16 protein-coding genes are annotated in these 18,993 nt (G+C 67.1%); 12 read left to right on the plus strand and 4 right to left on the minus strand.

Annotation, left to right across the window (positions count from 1 at the left end; all coding sequences use genetic code 11):
- Positions 1–1,158: an isovaleryl-CoA dehydrogenase gene (locus tag AC3A4T_RS00055; RefSeq protein WP_487673528.1), complete on the plus strand. Its 1,158-nt coding sequence runs from the start codon at positions 1–3 to the stop codon at positions 1,156–1,158.
- Positions 1,159–1,623: 465 nt separating this feature from the next.
- Here the strand turns inward: AC3A4T_RS00055 and AC3A4T_RS00060 are convergent, their stop codons facing one another.
- A complete protein-coding gene (locus AC3A4T_RS00060) occupies positions 1,624–4,428 on the minus strand; it encodes a S8 family serine peptidase (protein WP_487673529.1) in 2,805 nt (934 codons plus the stop codon).
- Positions 4,429–4,962: 534 nt separating this feature from the next.
- On the opposite strand from AC3A4T_RS00060, the gene AC3A4T_RS00065 reads away from it, so the two are divergent.
- From AC3A4T_RS00065 to AC3A4T_RS00115, 11 genes are all read left to right on the plus strand, one after another.
- Entirely contained in the window at positions 4,963–6,138 is a 1,176-nt protein-coding gene (locus AC3A4T_RS00065; RefSeq protein WP_487673530.1) for a thiolase family protein, read from the plus strand.
- A gap of 143 nt (positions 6,139–6,281) precedes the next feature.
- Positions 6,282–6,659 (plus strand): hypothetical protein, encoded by a 378-nt coding sequence (locus AC3A4T_RS00070; RefSeq protein ID WP_056112151.1) that lies wholly within the window; start codon positions 6,282–6,284, stop codon positions 6,657–6,659.
- A 193-nt stretch (positions 6,660–6,852) separates the two neighbouring features.
- A complete protein-coding gene (locus AC3A4T_RS00075; RefSeq protein WP_487673531.1) occupies positions 6,853–7,281 on the plus strand; it encodes a hypothetical protein in 429 nt (142 codons plus the stop codon).
- A 498-nt stretch (positions 7,282–7,779) separates the two neighbouring features.
- Positions 7,780–9,390 (plus strand): carboxyl transferase domain-containing protein, encoded by a 1,611-nt coding sequence (locus tag AC3A4T_RS00080; RefSeq protein WP_487673532.1) that lies wholly within the window; start codon positions 7,780–7,782, stop codon positions 9,388–9,390.
- Positions 9,391–9,427: 37 nt separating this feature from the next.
- Complete coding sequence (locus tag AC3A4T_RS00085) at positions 9,428–11,119, plus strand: Hsp70 family protein (RefSeq protein WP_487673533.1); 1,692 nt, start codon at positions 9,428–9,430, stop codon at positions 11,117–11,119.
- Positions 11,116–12,018: a J domain-containing protein gene (locus AC3A4T_RS00090; RefSeq protein ID WP_487673534.1), complete on the plus strand. Its 903-nt coding sequence runs from the start codon at positions 11,116–11,118 to the stop codon at positions 12,016–12,018. The genes AC3A4T_RS00085 and AC3A4T_RS00090 overlap by 4 nt, the downstream gene beginning before the upstream one ends.
- On the plus strand, positions 12,015–12,914 hold the full coding sequence (locus AC3A4T_RS00095) for a J domain-containing protein (protein WP_487673535.1): 900 nt from the start codon (positions 12,015–12,017) through the stop codon (positions 12,912–12,914). The genes AC3A4T_RS00090 and AC3A4T_RS00095 overlap by 4 nt, the downstream gene beginning before the upstream one ends.
- Positions 12,911–14,416 carry a J domain-containing protein gene (locus AC3A4T_RS00100; protein WP_487673536.1) on the plus strand — a complete coding sequence of 502 codons (1,506 nt, stop codon included), beginning with the start codon at positions 12,911–12,913 and terminating at the stop codon, positions 14,414–14,416. The genes AC3A4T_RS00095 and AC3A4T_RS00100 overlap by 4 nt, the downstream gene beginning before the upstream one ends.
- Before the next feature lie 320 nt (positions 14,417–14,736).
- Complete coding sequence (locus AC3A4T_RS00105) at positions 14,737–15,348, plus strand: bactofilin family protein (RefSeq protein ID WP_487673537.1); 612 nt, start codon at positions 14,737–14,739, stop codon at positions 15,346–15,348.
- Positions 15,345–15,719, plus strand: a complete 375-nt coding sequence (locus AC3A4T_RS00110; protein ID WP_036108424.1) for a hypothetical protein — start codon at positions 15,345–15,347, stop codon at positions 15,717–15,719. Before AC3A4T_RS00105 ends, AC3A4T_RS00110 begins: the two co-directional genes overlap by 4 nt.
- A 39-nt stretch (positions 15,720–15,758) precedes the next feature.
- Entirely contained in the window at positions 15,759–16,298 is a 540-nt protein-coding gene (locus AC3A4T_RS00115) for a hypothetical protein (protein WP_487673538.1), read from the plus strand.
- A 273-nt stretch (positions 16,299–16,571) separates the two neighbouring features.
- On the opposite strand, the gene AC3A4T_RS00120 is transcribed toward AC3A4T_RS00115, so the two are convergent.
- Genes AC3A4T_RS00120 through AC3A4T_RS00130 form a run of 3 tightly spaced genes read right to left on the minus strand, consistent with a single transcriptional unit; the run spans position 16,572 to position 18,966 of the window.
- Positions 16,572–16,814 (minus strand): DUF6587 family protein, encoded by a 243-nt coding sequence (locus AC3A4T_RS00120; RefSeq protein ID WP_056112116.1) that lies wholly within the window; start codon positions 16,812–16,814, stop codon positions 16,572–16,574.
- A 5-nt stretch (positions 16,815–16,819) separates the two neighbouring features.
- The gene (gene feoB, locus AC3A4T_RS00125) at positions 16,820–18,721 is read right to left on the minus strand and encodes a ferrous iron transporter B (RefSeq protein ID WP_487673539.1); all 1,902 of its coding nucleotides are present in this window, start codon (positions 18,719–18,721) and stop codon (positions 16,820–16,822) included.
- Positions 18,718–18,966: a FeoA family protein gene (locus tag AC3A4T_RS00130; protein ID WP_046656967.1), complete on the minus strand. Its 249-nt coding sequence runs from the start codon at positions 18,964–18,966 to the stop codon at positions 18,718–18,720. Before AC3A4T_RS00130 ends, feoB begins: the two co-directional genes overlap by 4 nt.
- Positions 18,967–18,993: the final 27 nt, after the last annotated feature.

Raw genomic sequence — 18,993 nt, forward strand, 5'->3', positions numbered from 1 at the left:
ATGCGCAGTTTTCCCCTGGGTGAAGAGATCGACGCGCTGCGCGATGCCGTGCGCCGTTTCGCCGACGCACAGATTGCTCCGCGCGCGGAGCAGATCGATCACGACAACGCGTTTCCGCAAGACCTGTGGCTCAAGCTGGGCGAGATGGGCCTGCTCGGCATGACCGTGCCGGGCGAATTCGGCGGCAGCGAAATGGGCTATCTGGCGCATCTGGTCGCGATGGAGGAAATCTCGCGCGCATCGGGTTCGGTCGGTCTGTCCTACGGCGCGCATTCCAACCTGTGCGTGTCCAACCTGTACGCCAACGGCAATCAGGCGCAGCGCGAAAAGTACCTGCCCAAGCTGTGCAGCGGCGAATGGAAGGGCGCGCTGGCGATGAGCGAACCCGGCGCGGGCTCGGACGTGGTCGGCTCGATGAGCTGCCGCGCCGAACTGCGCGACGGCGCGTGGGTCGCCAACGGCAACAAGATGTGGATCACCAACGGCCCCGAGGCCGACGTGCTGATCGTGTACATGCGCACCGCGGGCAAGGACGCCGGCAGCAAGTGCATGACCGCGTTCATCGTCGAAAAGGGCATGAAGGGGTTCAGCACGGCGCAGAAGCTCGACAAGCTGGGCATGCGCGGCTCCAACACCTGCGAACTGGTGTTCGAGGACTGCGAGATCCCGGCCGAGAACGTGCTCGGCGAGGTGCATCACGGGGTCAAGGTGCTGATGAGCGGCTTGAATACCGAGCGGCTGGTGCTGACCGGCGGCCCGATCGGGCTGATGCAGTCGGCGCTGGACATCGCCCTGCCCTATGTGCGCGAGCGCAAGCAGTTCGATGTCGCGATCGGCACCTTCAGCCTGATGCAAGGCAAGATCGCCGATATGTATACGGCGCTGCAGTCGAGCCGCGCGTTCGCGTACCAGGTCGGTCGCGATTTCGATGCCGGGCACAAGAGCCGGATCGATTCGGCCGCGTGCCTGTTGCATGCGTCCGATGCGGCGGTGCAGGTGGCGCTGGAGGCCATCCAGACTCTGGGTGGCAACGGCTATATCAATGAGTACCCGACCGGGCGGATTCTGCGCGACGCGAAGTTGTATGCGATCGGCGCGGGGACGAACGAGATTCGACGGATGTTGATCGGGCGGGAATTGTTCGACGGCAAGAGCTGAGGGTTCTTCGGCTTGGGTTGTCTGGAAACGCCGTCGCGGCTTCGCGGCGGCGTTTTTGGTTTGGGATTTGGGATTTGGGATTTGGGATTGGGGATTGGGGATTGGGGATTGGGGATTGGGGATTGGGGGCTGGGTTGCGGTGTTGGGCGAGGGGCTTCCGGGTTCTGCCTGGAGCTTGTCGGCGCTTGAAAAGCGAATCTCCCCCAACCCCTCTTTTCCAAAGAGGGGAGCGCATTCGCGGCGATCGTGTCGCTTGCGCAGCAAAACCTCACTCGCGCGCAAGCGCGCCGACGAACCTCCCCGATCGCCAAGATCAGCTCCCCTCTTTGGAAAAGAGGGGTTGGGGGAGATTCGCTTTTGCCTGCCGACGCTGCGTATCAACATGCCAGCCAACAAATGCCCACCGCCAAGCAGCGTCACCCGGCGCGCTTCAACGAATCCGTCTCGCCCTCGCCCTCGCCCAACTCAAAACGAAAACGACCAATTCGCCAGCGCGCGCGGGTACTGCTGCCCGAACTCATAACGATTATCCAGATCCAGGCTCAACACCCCGCCGCGCGCAAACCGCGCACTGAACCCCACGCCCAGCACCCCGGCCTCGCGCGCGAACGGATCGCTCGCGATCGGCGACCACACATCCAGCCCGGTGAAACGCGCATCGATATAGCGACCGGACTGGGCCAAGGTGCGCTGCCATTCGGCGCGGCCACTCAGCGTCAACGACGCCGAGCCGAGCAGCCATTCGCGCTGCACCCGCGCGCCAGCCAGCAGTTGGGTCGCGCTCAGGCTGGAATCGTCCGCGCTCAGGCCGAACCCGGCCGCGCCGTCCTCGGCGAAACCGCCGCGCTGCAGACGCAGGCTCTGCACGCCGACATACGGCGTCAGTAATCCGTTGCGCAGTTCGAAGCGGTGGCCGGCCTGCACGCCGACATTGAAATAGCGATCGGCGTAGTTCGAACCGGTACCGAACTGACTGTCGCCCAGCATGACGTCGCGGCGCATGTCGCGGTCCATGCGGCCGAACGCGGCGCGGCCCAGCAGATAGCTGCCGGCGCGATCCCAACTGGCGTAGAACTGGCCTTCGATCTGGCGATTGCGTTCGCGATCGCCGCGCAGGCGGGTGTAGGCGTAGCCGTCGGTCTGGCTCAACGCCGCGCCGACGCGCAGCGAATTCAAACGCCGGTCGTGACCGACGATCCAGCCCTTGGCGTCGAGGTCGAAACGACCCGCCGCCGCGCGCTGAGCGTCGATGCGGTCGGCCCAGGCGCCGTCGCGCGGTTGCAGGGATTGCGCATCCAGACGCGATTCCAATGCATGTCGATTGCCTTCGATCGCCATCATCGCGAAGGCGACGTCGGCGCTGTGCAATTCGCCCGACAGGCTGGCCAGCGATTGCTTTGCAATCTGTTCGCTCGCCGATTGTTGCAAGGCGCCGGCCGCGGCGCCGAACGCACCCGGCGCGCCGACTGGCGCCGCGCCTTGATCGAGCCCGCGCAAGGCGTCGTCCACGCGCACCGCGGCCGAAGCGGCGGCGCCCTGCACGCCCATCGCCTGCGCGGTCGCGCTGATGCTCAGGGCGGAGATGTCGAGCCAGGCCTGGGTCGCGCTGTAGCCCAGGGTCGCGGTCAGGAACACACCCGGCGTGGTCGACAGCGAGCCGAACTGGCCGTTGACGCTGCCGGCGTTGAGAAACACTTCGCGGCTGGAACGCACATACCCCGGCAATTGCCCGAGCACGCGCGCATCGCCGGCGAGGCTGGCGCTGCCGCCCACGTCGAGCTTGGAGCCGATGAAGAATTGCAACTGGCCGGCGGCGGACTGCGCGTAGCTACCGTCGATGCGCAAACCCGCGCCATCCAGGCGCAACGCGCCTTGATTGTCGACGCGATTGCCGACCCGCGCGCCATTGCCGCCGGCGAAGGTCGCGCCATTGCGAATGGTCACCGCCGACGCGATGCTGCCGCCATCATTCAAGCGCAGGCTGCCGCCGACGACATCGGTCGCGCCGGTGTAGGTGTTCGCGCTGGTCGCGTCCAGGCGCAGGGTGCCGCTGCCGTCCTTGATCAGGCCGCCGGCGCCGCTGATCGGGTTCGACCAGGTCGATGCACCGTCGAAACTCACCCGCACGTCGCCCCAATCCAGCCGTCGCAGACCGCGCACGGCGGCGCCGACGTCGAGCAGACCCTGGCCGAACACCGGATCGACACCGGGCGCGCCCAGGTCTCTCGCGTTGCCGAGCAGTGCCTGCCGCACCAGGTCGTTGTTGAAGTACGGAAACGCCTGCCACATCAGCGCGGCCGCACCGGACACCTGCGGCGCAGCGAACGAGGTGCCGCGGACGACCCAGTAACTCGGATTGCCGACGGCATCGTTGACGCCGGTCGCCTGCACGTTGCCCGGCGCCACCAGGCAATAGTTCATGGCGATGCCGCAGGCGTTGGAGTAACTCGCCAGTTGCGTAGGCGTGTTGGTGTCCAGCGCCGACACCGCGATCCAGCCGCGCTCGAGCACGTTCGCGCCGGCGCCCTGGCTCGGCAGCGAGGCGTTGTCGGACGGCTGCGGCTTGGCTTCGTTGCCGGTGGCGAACACCACCAGCCCGCCGTTGTCGATGAAGGGCTTGTAGGCATCGATGAAACTGCGGGTGACGTTGTCGCCGGTCCAGTACAGGCCGCCCCAGGAGTTGTTCATGATCCGCACGCCGGCGTTCATGAGGTCGCGGCTGACGATGTCCAGGCCGCCGTTACCGGTGGCCTGGTTGCCCTGGCCAGAGCCGTCGTCGGGCGGGCTGACGTCGCTGAGGATGCGCGCGGAGACGATGCTGGCGCCCTGGGCGATGCCGCCGGGCCAGGCCCCGACCGGGGTGCCGGCGATGATCTGCGAGACATAGGTGCCGTGGCCGAGCACGTCGTCGATGCGATGGTTGTTGCTGCGCGGATCGGTGTAGAGCAGATGCGGTCCGACCCGGCCGTTGAGCGCGGGATGGTCGCGACGCACGCCGCTGTCGACCACGCCGATGCGCACGCCCTGCCCGGTCAGCCCCAACGCCTGCGCCGAGCGCGCATTGGTGAGGTCCAGGTGCGCGCCGATCGGCGGCGGCGGGGTCGAAGGCGGTGGCGGTGGCGGTGGCGGCGTTGTGGTCGGCGGCGGCGTGGGTTTGACGTTATCGCCGCCACCTCCGCCGCCACCTCCGCAAGCACTGAGGATGGCGACGCTGAGTACGCACAGCGTCAACCGCGAACTACGCCGCACTGCCGATCGGTAACTTTTCATGGCTCACCCCGCTGGCGACGCGTCTCGTCCGCTCCCCAGCGGATCGATCGCATCTCGCATTCGTTTTAATCCAAGCACCGCGAACCGACAATCCATTCGTCGGTTTATTACGCAGAACCGGGAGAATTCGGATGCGGGCGTCGGCACGCGGGACAGCCGAGGCGGCGCGACTGCCCGGCCAGCGCCGAGGTTCGATCACGACGTGGGCCGCGGTGATCGGCTGGCCGAACCCGTATCCGCGTGCAAATCGGCGGCAAACGCACCGAGGGCCCGTCGCCGTATCCGCGCAAAATCCGGCTGTCGCCGCCGCGCGCCGACCCTGTAATCGGTTTCGCGGCATCGCCCGGAAGTCTCCCCATTCAGCTGGGCGCCGGTTAGCGACCGCCCCAAACCCCTCATTCGTTAATTTTCCGCTAATCCAAATCCATCCTACAGCGGATGTTTGCGGCACCGCAGCATGGCGCCGCATAATCGATGGGTTCCGGCCACCACCCTCGCGGGCCGGCCCTCACGCCACAGTTTCGGAGTTCCGCCATGAGCGATGTCGTCATCGTCGGTGCCAAGCGCACCGCCATCGGTTCCTTCCTCGGCCAATTCACCGGCGTCCCGACCCCGACCCTGGGCAGCGCCGCGATCACCGGCGCGCTTGAGCAGGCCGGCGTGGCCGCCGACCAGATCGACGAAGTCATCATGGGCTGCGTGCTCCCGGCCGGCCTCGGCCAGGCCCCGGCGCGCCAGGCCGCGCTCGGCGCGAACCTGCCGGTTTCGGCCGGCTGCACCACCATCAACAAGGTCTGCGGCTCGGGCATGAAGGCGATCATGCTGGGCCACGATCTGATCAAGGCCGGCTCGGCCAAGCTGGTCGTCGCCGGCGGCATGGAGTCGATGACCAATGCCCCGCACGTGCTCAACAACTCGCGCACCGGCATCCGCTACGGCAGCGCCGAAATGCTCGACCACATGGCCTGGGACGGTCTGACCAATCCCTACGACGGCAAGGCCATGGGCGTGTTCGGCGACGCCGCCTGCGCCAAGTACGATTTCGACCGCGCCGCGATCGATGCCTACTCCGAAGAGAGCGTCAAGCGCGCCCAGGCCGCGCAGAATGGCGGCCATTTCAAGGACGAAATCGTTCCGGTGACGGTCAAGGGCCGCAAGGGCGACGTGGTCGTCGACGCCGACGAAGAGCCGGCCAAGATCGACGTGGCCAAGATCCCGACCCTGCGTCCGGCGTTCGGCAAGGACGGCGTGCTGACCGCCGCCGCGTCCTCGAAGATTTCCGACGGCGCCGCCGCAACGCTGCTGATGTCGGCCGACGAAGCCGCCGCGCGCGGGCTCAAGCCGCTGGCCCGGATCGTCGCCCACGCCGGCCACGCGCAGGCCCCGGAATGGTTCACCACCGCGCCAGTGAAAGCGATTTCCAACGTGCTCGAAAAGGCTGGCTGGACGGTCGCCGACGTCGATCTGTTCGAGATCAACGAGGCGTTCTCGGTGGTCGCCATGGCGCCGATGAAGGACCTGGGCATCAGCCACGACAAGCTCAACGTCCACGGCGGCGCGGTAGCGCTGGGCCACCCGATCGGCGCCAGCGGCGCCCGCCTGGTGGTCACCCTGATCAATGCTCTGCGCATCCGCGGCGGCAAGCGCGGCGTCGCGTCGCTGTGCATCGGCGGCGGCGAAGCGACCGCGATCGCTATCGAGCTGCTGTAAGCAAGAACTGCTGTAAGCAAGAAGTTAAAAACGCGTTGCACAAAAAAAACCGGCATGCCGCTTGACACACGTCACCGGCTTGTCATCATGTTATCGGCGCGCAACTGCGCGTTGCCTAACTAAACGACGAGGAATCCGACATCATGAATTTCAACAAGGCGCTGATCGCCCTGGCTCTGGGCCTGGCCCTGGCCGCTTGCTCGAACCAGAAGCAGGCCGAAGAAGCTTCCGCCGACGCCGCTGCCGCTTCGACCGAAGCTCAGGCCGCTGCTGACACCGCCGCTGCCGCTGGCGACGCCGCCACCGCCGACGCCGCTGCTGCTTCGGCTGACGCCGCTGCTTCCGCTGCCGACGCCGCCGCCACCTCGGCCGACGCCGCTGCCAACGCTGCGACCCCGGCTGCTGCCGACGCCGCTGCCGACGCCGCCAAGAACGCTGCCGACGCCGCTGGCCAGGCTGCCGACGCTGCCAAGGACGCTGCCGCTCCGGCGGAAGCTGCCAAGGAAGAAGCCAAGAAGTAATATCGCGCGAGCGATACTGCTAGTTCCGACGCGAAAACCTCGTGTCGAACGGGAAAGCCGCCGGTTATCCGGCGGCTTTTTCCGTAAGGTCAGTGAACGATCGAAGCCGGCTTACCGGACCGCTGCGAGCACTGGCGTTGCCTGACAGATCCACTAGACGTTTTATCTCAGACAACTCCTCAGGAGACATCTCATGAAGACCCATCTCTACGTCCTGCTCGCCGCCGCCGTCCTGGCACTGTCGGCTTGCGCCCAGAAGTCCGAAGAAGCCAAGGACGCCGCTGCCGAAGCCTCGGCCGCCGCCGAGCAGGCGGGCGATTCCGCCGCCAAGGCTGCTGACGCCGCCGGCACCGCCGTCGCCGAAGGCGCCAACGCCGCCGCCGCCGCCGCGTCCGACGCCGCCGCCAATGCCGGCGCCGCCGCCGACAACGCCGCCGCTGCTGCTGGCAACGCCGCCGATTCGGCCGCCGCCGCCGTCAGCGACGCTGCCGACTCCGCCGCCGCCGGTGCCGCCGACGCTGCCGCCAAGGCCGCCAACGCGACCGCCGACGCTGCGAACAAGGTCGCCGACAAGGCCGATGCTGCCGCCGCTGAAGCCAAGAAGGAAGAAGCCAAGCACTAATCGGCTTGCGTTTCGTTCACTGAAAGGCCCGCGCAAGCGGGTCTTTCTTTTTGTGGGTGCGGCTTTGTCGCAGATGCCAGGCCCGCGCGAGCGGGTTTTTGTTTGGGTGGCTTTGTAATGACGTGTGACGACGCTGGCGCTTGCAGGCCCTCACCCTAACCCTCTCCCGCAAGCGGGAGAGGGAACGTCATCGCTGCATGAGCAGTTCCGATACCCCACTCGCGCACGGTCAACCAGCAAACAGTGAATACGCTCCCTCTCCCGCTTGCGGGAGAGGGTTGGGGTGAGGGCCTCAGGCCGATCGACGTCTTCATCAACTCCGTCACCCAATCGCGAAACACGGATCGCCCCCACGCCACTCCACCGCGCCTCGTCGCCACCGGATACACCTTCCGTGCGCATACGCTCGCGTGCGTTGCGAAACCTGAGCCGAAAGTGATTGGCCCGCGACGGCGCTTTATGCTTTGATGCCGCGTCCAAGCATCCGGCCGTCACGCAATGCCCGCGATCACTTCCCAACTCGACCCGCGCTCGCAGGATTTCCGCGACAACGTGGCCTATCACCAGGCCCTGGTCGAAGAACTCGACGCGCGGCTGGCGCGCGCCGCGCACGGCGGCGGCGACAAGGCCCGCGCCAAGCACACCGAACGCGGCAAGCTGCTGGCGCGCGACCGCATCGCCGCCCTGCTCGACCCGGGTTCGCCGTTCCTGGAAATCGCCCCGCTCGCCGCCGAAGGCATGTACGACGGCGCCGCGCCGGCCGCCGGCATGGTCGCCGGCATCGGCCGGGTCCAGGGCCAGGAAGTGGTGATCGTCGCCAACGACGCCACCGTCAAGGGCGGCACCTACTTCCCGATGACGGTGAAAAAGCATCTGCGCGCGCAGGAGATCGCCCGCGAGAACCACCTGCCGTGCATCTACCTGGTCGACTCCGGCGGCGCGTTCCTGCCGCTGCAGGACGAAGTCTTCCCGGACAAGGAACACTTCGGCCGGATCTTCTATAACCAGGCCCGGCTGAGCGCGGAGAACATCCCGCAGATCGCCGTGGTCATGGGCAGTTGCACCGCCGGCGGCGCCTACGTGCCGGCGATGTGCGACGAATCGATCATCGTCAAGGAACAAGGCACGATCTTCCTCGGCGGCCCGCCGCTGGTGAAGGCCGCGACCGGCGAAGTGGTCGACGCCGAAGCGCTCGGCGGCGCCGAGGTGCATACCAGCGTGTCCGGCGTGGCCGATCATTTCGCCGAGGACGATCGCCACGCGCTGCAGATCGCGCGCGAGATCGTCGCCAACCTCAACCGGCGCAAGGTGCTGCCGGTCGCGGTGCAGCCCTCGCGCGAACCGCTGTACGCCGCCAACGAGCTGTACGGCATCGTGCCGAAAGACACCCGCCGTCCGTTCGACATCCGCGAAGTGATCGCGCGTATCGTCGACGGCAGCGACCTGCAGGAATTCAAGGCGCGCTACGCCAAGACCCTGATCACCGGCTTCGCTCACGTCCACGGCTATCCGGTCGGCATCGTCGCCAACAACGGCATCCTGTTCGCCGAAAGCGCGCTCAAGGGCGCGCACTTCATCGAGCTGTGCAACCAGCGCGGCATCCCGCTGGTGTTCCTGCAGAACATCACCGGCTTCATGGTCGGCAAGAAGTACGAGAACGCCGGCATCGCCAAGGACGGGGCCAAGATGGTCACCGCGGTGGCCTGCTCGCACGTGCCCAAGTTCACCGTGGTGATCGGCGGCAGTTTCGGCGCCGGCAACTACGCCATGTGCGGCCGCGCTTACGGCGCGCGCTTCCTGTGGATGTGGCCGAACGCGCGCATCAGCGTGATGGGCGGCGAACAGGCCGCGTCCGTGCTCGCCACCGTGCGCCGCGACGGCATCGAAGCGGCCGGCAAGGTGTGGACGCCGGACGAAGAAGAAACCTTCAAGGCGCCGATCCGCGACCAGTACGAAAGCCAGGGCAACCCCTACTACGCCAGCGCGCGGCTGTGGGACGACGGCATCATCGATCCGGCCGACACCCGCCGCGTGCTCGGCCTGGCCTTGTCGGCCAGCCTCAACGCGCCGATCGAGGACCGCACCCGCTTTGGCGTGTTCCGCATGTAATGTTCCGCCTGTAACCGGCTGCAAGAGACCGCTTGGCATGATCGTCGGGATAGACCTGGGTACGACCCATTCGCTGATCGGCGTTTACGGGCCCGACGGCCCGCGCCTGATCCCCAATGCGCTGGGCGCGTTGTTGACCCCGTCGGTGGTCAGCGTCGGCGACGACGACAAGGTCATCGTCGGCCGCGCCGCGCGCGAGCGGCTGGTCTCGCACCCGCAGCGCAGCGTCGCCGCGTTCAAGCGCTGGATGGGCACCGACCGGGTCACCGCGCTGGGCACGCACCGGTTCCGGCCGGAGGAACTGTCGGCGCTGATCCTCAAATCGCTGATCGCCGACGCCGAGGCCGAACTCGGCGAGAAAGTCGCCGAAGCCGTCATCAGCGTGCCGGCGTATTTCTCCGACAGCCAGCGCAAGGCCACGCGCATCGCCGGCGAGCTGGCCGGGATCAAGGTCGAACGCCTGATCAACGAACCCACCGCGGCGGCGCTGGCCTACGGCCTGCAGCAACGCGACGGCGGCGGTCGCTACCTGGTGTTCGATCTGGGCGGCGGCACCTTCGACGTATCGATCCTGGAATTGTTCGAAGGCGTGATGGAAGTGCATGCCAGCGCCGGCGACAACTTCCTCGGCGGCGAGGATTTCACCCAGGCCCTGCTCAATGCGTTTCTCAACGACAGCGGCCTGTCGGCAAGCCAGCTTGCATTGAGCGAACTGGCGACACTGGAACGCCGGATCGAAACGCTCAAGCACGATCTGGCGCGCGGCAACGAAGCCACGCTGGAACTGCCGCTGGCCGGCGAGCCGCGCCAATGGCGGATCGACGAAGCCGGCTTCGCCCGGGTCTGCGAACCGCTGGTGCAGCGCCTGCGCGCGCCGCTGGAACGCGCGATGCGCGACGCCAAGCTCAGCCCCGGCCAGCTCGACGAAATCGTCCTGGTCGGCGGCGCTTCGCGCATGCAGCTCAGCGCGCGCCTGGTCTCGCGCATGTTCGGCCGGCTGCCGCTGCGCCACGTCAATCCCGACGAAGCCATCGGCCTGGGCGCCTGCGTCGCCGCCGGGATGAAGGCGCGCGATCAGTCGCTGGAAGAAATCATCCTCACCGATGTGTGCCCGCACACCCTCGGCGTGAACACCACCCGCGAATCGCAAGGCGGCTACACCTCCGGGGTGTTCTCGCCGATCATTCATCGCAACAGCACCGTGCCGGTGAGCCGGGTCGAACGTTATTACCCGACCCACGACGGCCAGCGTCAGGTCGAGATCCAGATTTATCAGGGCGAAAGCCCGCGGGTCGAAAACAACGTGCGCCTGGGCGCGATCTCGATCGACCTGCCGTCACGGCGCCGCGACGAGAACGCGATCGACGTGCGTTTCACCTACGACATCAACGGCCTGCTGCAGGTCGAGGCGACCCTGGCCTCGACCGGGCTGCGCCACGAAGTGCTGGTGGAAAAGAACCCGGGCGTGCTGAGCCAGGAGGAAATTCGCGAACGCTTGGCCGCGCTGGCCGCGCTCAAGGTGCATCCGCGCGACCAGCAGGAAAACATCGCCCTGATCGCGCGCGCCGAGCGCCTGTACGAGGAACTGCTGTGGGCGCGCGATCAGCTGCAGGCCGCGCTGGTGCAGTTCCGCGGTGTGCTCGACTTGCAGGACAGCTCGGTGATCAGCGAGCACCGGGGCGAATTCGTGCGCTTCCTCGACGCGGTCGAATCCCAGGGCTACACATGAGCCCGTTCGTCCGGCTGGGGCTGTCGTCGGACGCGGACGAAGCGCAGATCAAGCGCGCTTACGCCAAATTGCTGCGGATCACCCGGCCCGACGACGATCCGGCGGGTTTTCAGCAGTTGAATGAGGCCTATCAACATTGCCTGGCGTGGGCGCGGCAGCGAGCGCTCGCGACGGTCGAGGTCGGCGTCGATGCTCACGACCACCACCACGCCTACGAGGACGACGCACAAGACGACGACGCCTGGGCCGCGGCCGATGCGTACGAGTTCACGCCGATCGCGTTCGAACCGCGCGTGCGGGCATCCGATGGCGGCCAGTCACCGCACATCGTCGCTCCGCCCGATCCGTTCGCCCGCCCGAACCCGGCGGCGGATGCATCCGCGCACACCGCCACGGGCCCCGATCCGCTATTGGCCGACCTGCACGCGCCGGCGACGGCAAAGGCCGCGCATGCCGAGCCCGCGTTCGATCCGGCCGGGTTTCTCGACGAACTCAGCCACGCCGCCCAGACCAAGGCCCCCGAAACGCTGCAACGCTGGCTGGATCGTCACCCGGAACTGTACTCGCTGACCCAGCAGCAAGCCGTCGCGCGCGAGCTGGTCGCCCATCTGAGCTACGCGCCGTCGTTGTACATCGCCCAACTCGACATACTGCTGCGATTCTTCGGCCTGGATACCGTGGGCGCGGGCGTCTCGTCGACGCAGTTGCGGATCGACGAATTGCGCGCGCGGGCCAAGGCGCGCGGCGGCGATTTTCGCGAAATCAGGTTCCAGCGCGATCCGCGTCCGAGCAAGCGCGGCGAGCACCCCATTTCGATTCCGTGGGGCGGCATCGGCTTTTTCCTGGCGATGCTGGTGCTGTCGATCGCAATGACGATGCGCACGGCCTACGACGGATGAGCCCGTTCGAACGCCTCGGCCTGACCGCGGACGCGGACGAACGCGAGATCAAGCGCGCCTACGCGCGCGAACTCAAACGCGTGCGTCCCGACGAAGACCCTCAGGGCTTTCAGGCCTTGCACGATGCCTATTCGCAATGCCTGGCCTGGGCGCGGCGCACGCCGGACCCGGACCGCGACGATGACGACGACCAGGACGTGTTGAGCATTCGCCTGGACGAAGACGAATTCCGGCGCATGCTCGACCGGGTTGCGCAAGCCGAAAGCGCGCACGAAACCACCCACACCGCGATCGAAGTGACCGCGCCCGCGACGCCGTTGCCGATCGATCCCGATCTCGCCGAACCGATGCAAGCCGCGCCGTGGCAGTTCCAGCAGACCTCGCCCGCGCCCGGTCCCGACGCCTGGCCGCGACTCGACATTCCCGTCGCGAGCGAAGCCTCTGCCATCGCCTGGCAAGGCGAATTCGCATCCGCCGGACTGCTCGACGAATTGGTCGACCTCGCCCGCCGTCGCCCGGTGCGGGAGATCGAGCGTTGGCTGCATGCGCATCCGGACTTGTACTCGCTCGAACACAAGCAGGCCGTGGCCAACGCCCTGGTCGAGCATCTGCTGGACGAACCGCCGTTGCCGCCGGCGGCATTGGAAACGCTGCTGCGGTTCTTCGATCTCGACGCCATCCACCCCGGATTCCCGCGCCGGCACGAAGACGTGGCGGTGCTGCGCAGCCAATCGCTGCACCACGGCATGGTCATCGATGAATTGCGCGGCCAACATCGCAGCCCGGTCGCCCATCGGCGTTATCGCAGCGGCGAAGTGCGCTGGTTCTGGTTCTGGATCGTGGCGATGTTCGCCGTGGCGCTCGTGCGCATGTTCAGCGCGGCGCGTACGTCATGAACCCGTTCGAGCATCTGGGCATCGAGCCGGGCGCGGACGAGCGCGAGATCAAGCGCGCGTATGCGCGTCGGCTCAGGCAGGTGCGTCCCGACGACGATCCGGTCGGTTTCCAGGCGCTGCACGAGGCCTATCAGGCTTGCTTGGGCTATGCGCAGCATCTGCGATGGAAGGCGATGCAGGACGCCGAGGTCGGATCCGACGATCCCGCGCCCGCGAGCCACGCAAACGAACATGGAAATATCGCAACCGATGCTGGCGTCGTCGCGCAAGCGCAGGACCATGACGATCGCACTCGCGAAACGCGAACCGACGACGAGGCCGACCGCAAGCCCGACCACGAGCCAGACGAACTCACGCCGCCGCTGCGCGAATTCGACTTCAACGCGTTCATGCACGAACTGCTGCAACGCGCCGCCTGTCAACCCAGCGCCGGCCTGGCGCGCTGGCTGCGCGAATCCGAGCCGCTGTACTCGCTGGACCTCAAGCTCGCGCTGCGCGCCCCGGTCTCGCAGGTGTTGGCCGAGATCGAACATCCGCCGCCGATCGAAGCCATCGCGGTGATCTTCGAATTCTTTTCGCTCGACGCGGTCGGCGAACACGATGCCTGGCTGCACGAATATGCGGCGAGGGCGCGCGCGCGCTCCGAGTCCAACCAGCGTTTCCACCACACCTTGCAAGCGCTGCAGTCGCCGCGGGTCAAACCGGTCGACCGGTTGCTGGTCCGCGAACTGGCGCGGCCGCGACATTGGCCGCGACGCGCGTTCATTGCCTTGGTGCCGTTGCTGCCGATGCGGCTGATCGGCGCGCTCAAGGCCCTGCAAGGGATCGATCCGCAACAGGCGGCCGCGCGGCTCGACGACGAAAGCGTGAGCTTCTGGCAGCGCGCGACCGATCCGCGCCGGCTGTCGCCGCCGCGGCTGGCGATCGCGTCGATGCGGATCGTCGTGTATTACCTCGCCTTGACCGGCCTGATGACGGTGTTGATCGACGCACTGACGCCCTCGCCCGTGCGCGATCTCGGCATCGCCTTCGCGGCGTGGGCGGGCTGGGCCTGCGCGCAGGCCGCGAGCCTGCGCTGGTGGCCTAGCGTCCTGGTCGAGCGCTTGGATCGTCGCACCGTGTTCTCGACGGTGGCCTTGATCGGCGCCGCGGTGCTCGCCCCCATCGATCCTTTCGTCGCCAGCGGGCTCGGACTGACAGTCGCGCTGCTGGCCGGTTCCGAACGCAGCCCGACCCACGGAAGCCTGGCCCAATACGCGACCTACGCGATGTGCGCGGCGCTCGGCACCGTGCTGTTGCTGACGACCGGTTCGTGGCGCCTGACCATTCCGTACGCGCTGATCGGCACCGGTGCGCTGCATATCATCCACTCGGTGGCTTATGCGTGGTTCCGCGGCATCAGTGTGCCGCAGGCACGCACGCAGGTCGGCTGGTACTGGTATCTGATCGGCGTGTCGGGCGTGGCGATCGCGGTGGGGTTGTACAAGATGGCGAACGGTTAGCGCCGCATCGCGCGCCGCGCACGCATACGAAGCTCGCTCAGCACGGCTGGTTCGATCAGCGACTTAATCGGCCCGTTCATCGTCCTGAAAAATTTCTGAATTATTTTCGCCATGGGGCAAGCCGTCGCGATTGGCTGAACACGCGTCATTACGGGTGCTTTCGCATTCGCGTCGTTGCCTGCGAAAACTGAATCGGAGTCGCCTTTTTCCGCAACTCAGAATGGTGAGATTCATCACAGTGGGCGCTTCGTATCAGCGTGTTAGGCTCCAAAGTTCACGCGTGTCATCACCTGATCCCCCGACCTGAGGAACACCGCGTCATGGCCATCTTCAACCAGCCCGCCCCGCCCAAGCGCGACAATCCGGTCCCGCCGCCGCAGCCTGAAACCGCGCTCAAGCGCGAACCCGACACGCTCAACGAATTCTCCTTCGGCCAGCCCACCGCGCCGGCGCCGGTCGCCGCCGCGCCCGCGCCGACGCCCACGCCGGCTCCGCGTCAGGCCGAACAGCCGGTGGTCAAGGAGTCGCTGATCGCCTCCGACCTGACCATCGAAGGCAAGATCCACGGCTCCGGCCACATCCGCATCGCCGGTCGTTTCAAGGGCGACGTGCAGGTCGACGGCGATCTCACCGTCGAACTCGGTGCCAAGCTCAACGGCGGCGTGCGCGCGCGCAAGGTCGTGATCGCGGGCGAACTGGAAGGCAACATCGACGCGGCGCAGCGGGTCGAGCTGCTCGAAAGCGGCGTAATGATCGGCGACGTCAAGGCCGGCGTGGTCACCGTCGCGGCCGGCGCGCGCGTGCGCGGTCAGGTCGAGTTCGGTTGGGAAGACAGCGGCAAGGCGGTCGCGCGCAACGACGGCGGCAAGTCCGATAAATCGGCGGACAAGTCCGACAAGAACGCCAAGACGGAGACCAGCGCCGACTCATGAGCGCCGTTCGCCAGGGCATGCCCGGGGCGACGCGCATTTGTCCGCATTGCAAGGCGACGATCCTGGAAACAGCGAGCGTCTGTCCGGCCTGCCGGCACCATCTGCGTTTCGATTCCGATGCGAACGCGCGCGCGGCGGCGAGATTCTCGCCGCTGCACGTGGAGGGCACGATCCGCCATCCGCCCAGCGACGGCGCCTGGGAATATTCGATGGTCCTGTCGATCAAGAACGAACGCGGCGAGGAGATCACCCGCCAAGTGGTCGGCGTCGGGGCCTTGTTCCCCGGCGACGAACGCACCTTCACCCTCTCGGTCGAAGCATTCGAAGCGGTCGGCTACAAGGCCGCGAACAAAGGACGGCTGCGTCGCTGAAGCCACGCCGCGCCGCCAGCCAGGAAAGGACCCCACTCGATGTCGGAACCCGCTTCGTTGTATGCGCGATTCACGCTCAGCCATGAGCAATACGAAGCCTTCATGAATTCCACGCCGGCGCGTCCGGCGTCGTTCGACGATTGGCAGGCCTGGTTCGATGGTCGTTCGATGGCCGGCGACGGCCGGGTCGGCGCGGACATGCTGACCGACCTCGACGCGGCCACCGTGGCCGACGTGATCAAGGCCTGGCGCGAAGACCCGTGGACCGGCACCCCGCCGGTCGAATACGACGAACTGCGCCGCACCTTGCGCATCGCGATGCTGCAGGCCTCGGAGAACTACATCGAAATGCTGCGCCTGCTCACGCCGTTGCGCGGCGCGGCGGCGTTCAACGAGGCGAGCGCCGACGATTTCGTGCTGATCTTCGATTACCTGTGGGGCGACAGCGAGATCAGTGCGTATCTGCTGCTCGACCAGGGCCGCAGCCGTTTCGACGAGGCGTGTGCTCCGCGGCATATGCAGGAGGCGCGGGGGTATCTCGAGGAAGCGCTGAGTTACATGCAGAGCCGCGGCGGTTGAGTCGCGCCTGAGGCATCAAGTTTGCGACGCAAGCTCCTGCATGACGGTCGCGGCTTGCGCCGCTCCTACAGTGCAATACGCGCCCTGCGCCGCAAACTTGCCGCAATCGACCGGCACTTTCATGGGCTACCTGTAGGAGCGGCGTAAGCCGCGACTGCGACATCGCGCTTACGACGCAAACTCATGCATGACGGTCGCGGCTCACGCCGCTCCTACAGTGCAATACGCGCCCTGCGCGGCGAACTCAGGCTCTTGGCGCAGCCAGACTTCGTATCAATCCGACGGCCCGCAATTATCGCAACCGCCGCAATTCGGCCCGCCCGCGCGCGGTGCGGGTGCGATGCGCTTGCCCAGTTCGCGCATCCAGCGCGGCCGACCGTCGCGCACCAGCGGCAAGGCGCAGGCGATGCGCAGCCGGCGCACGCCGCTCGGGAACTGCTTGCGCGCGACCACGATCGCGCTGACCAGCACCGCGATCGCGATCACCACGTACTGCGCGAACAGGCCGGCATCCATGGCCATCAGCCCGCGCCCAGCGCGACCGCGACCTGATAGGTCAGCAGCGAGGCCAGGTAGGCCAGCGCGAACAGATAGCCCGCGCTGATACCGACCTGCTTCCACGAATTGGTTTCGCGCCGGATCGTGGCCAAGGTCGAGATGCACTGCGGCGCATAGATGAACCACACCAGCAGCGACAGCGCGGTCGCCAGCGACCAGCCGTCGGTGATGATCGGGGTCAGCGCCTGCGCGGCGGCTTCGTCGTCGGCCGCCGACAGCGCATACACCGTCGCCAGCGAGGCCACCGCGACTTCGCGCGCGGCCAGTCCCGGGATCAGCGCGATGCATATCTGCCAGTTGAAACCGATCGGCGCGAACACCGTGGTCATGGCATGGCCGATGCGGCCGGCGAAGCTGTAATCGATCGCCGGCAAGGTCGCGCCCTCGGGCGCGCCCGGGAACGACAGCAGGAACCACAGCAACACGGTCAGCGCCAGGATGATGCCGCCGACCCGGCGCAGGAAGATCCACGCGCGTTCCCACAGGCCGATCAGCAGATCGCGCGGATGCGGAATGCGGTACGAAGGCAGTTCCAGCAGCAATGCGTGCTCGCTCTTGTCGCGACGCCACTTCTTCATCACCCACGACACCATCAGCGCGCTGAGGATGCCGGCCATGTACAGCGCGAACAGCACCAGGCCCTGCAGATTGAGCAGACCCCAGACCTTTTGCTGCGGAATGAACGCGCCGATCAGCAAGGCATACACCGGCAAGCGCGCCGAACAGGTCATCAGCGGCGCGACCATGATCGTGGCCAGTCGGTCGCGCGGGTCCTGGATCGAACGGGTGGCCATGATCCCGGGAATCGCGCAGGCGAAACTCGACAGCAGCGGAATGAACGAGCGGCCGGACAGGCCGGCGCCGGCCATCATCCGGTCGAGCAGGAACGCCGCGCGCGGCAGATAGCCCGATTCCTCCAGCGCCAGGATGAAGGCGAACAGGATCAGGATCTGCGGCAGGAACACCACCACCCCGCCGAGGCCGGCGATGATGCCGTCGACCATCAGACTGCGCAGCGGTCCGTCGGGCATGTTGGCGCCGACCCAGCCGCCGACCCACGCGGTGATCGCCTCGATCCCGTCCATCAACGGCGTCGCCCAGGCGTACACCGCCTGGAAGATCAGGAACATCACCAGCGCCAGCGACACCAAGCCCAGCACCGGATGCAGCAGCCAGCGATCGAGCGCGTCGTCGATCTTGGCGGTGCGGGTCGGCATGCTGACGGTGAGTTCGAGCAGGCGCCGGGTCTCGGCGTGCAGGTCGGCGCCTTCGCGCAGTTGCACCGTCGGCTCGTGCGGTTCGCGCGGCGCGATCGCGATGCGGTCGAGCATCGCCACCAGTTCCTGCGCGCCGTTGCGCTTGACCGCGACGGTCGCCACCACCGGCACGCCGAGTTCGCGCTCCAGCGCGGCCAGGTCGATGTCGATGCCGCGACGCTTGGCCGCGTCCATCATGTTGACCGCGATCACCATCGGCCGGCCGAGTTCGCGCAATTCCAAAGCGAAGCGCAGATGCAGGCGCAGGTTGGTCGCATCGACCACGCACAGCAGCACGTCGGGCGCGCGTTCGCCGGGATAGAAACCACGCAGCACATCGCGGGTCACCGCTTCGTCCAGGCTGGCCGCGCTCAGGCTGTAGGCGCCGGGCAGATCCAGCACCGCGTAGCTGCGTCCCGACGGCGCGTGCAGCCGGCCTTCCTTGCGCTCGACGGTGACGCCGGCGTAGTTGGCGACCTTCTGCCGGCTGCCGGTCAGCAGATTGAACAAGGCGGTCTTGCCGCAATTCGGATTGCCGACCAGAGCCACGCGCATCGGCTGCGCGGCGGTGTTCGAAGCGGCGGCGACAGCGGGTGCGGCGGCGCTCATGCGGACTCCTCGATCAGTCGTACTTGCACGCGCGCGGCTTCGCTGCGGCGCAGGGCGAAGCGGGTGTAGCCGATCTGCACCAGCAGCGGCTCGGCGGAGATCGGCCCGGCCGCCATCACCTCGACCCGCTCGCCGGCGACGAAACCCAATTCGCGCAGGCGTCTTGCGATGGTGTCGTTGGACGTGTGGTCATCGACGGTCTCGACCGTGGCGGCGGTGCGGCGCGGCAGTTCGGACAGCTTCAAGAGGCGGCTTCCACGAAGGGTGGCGTC

Source organism: Lysobacter sp. Soil_N_51 (genome assembly GCF_057655755.1).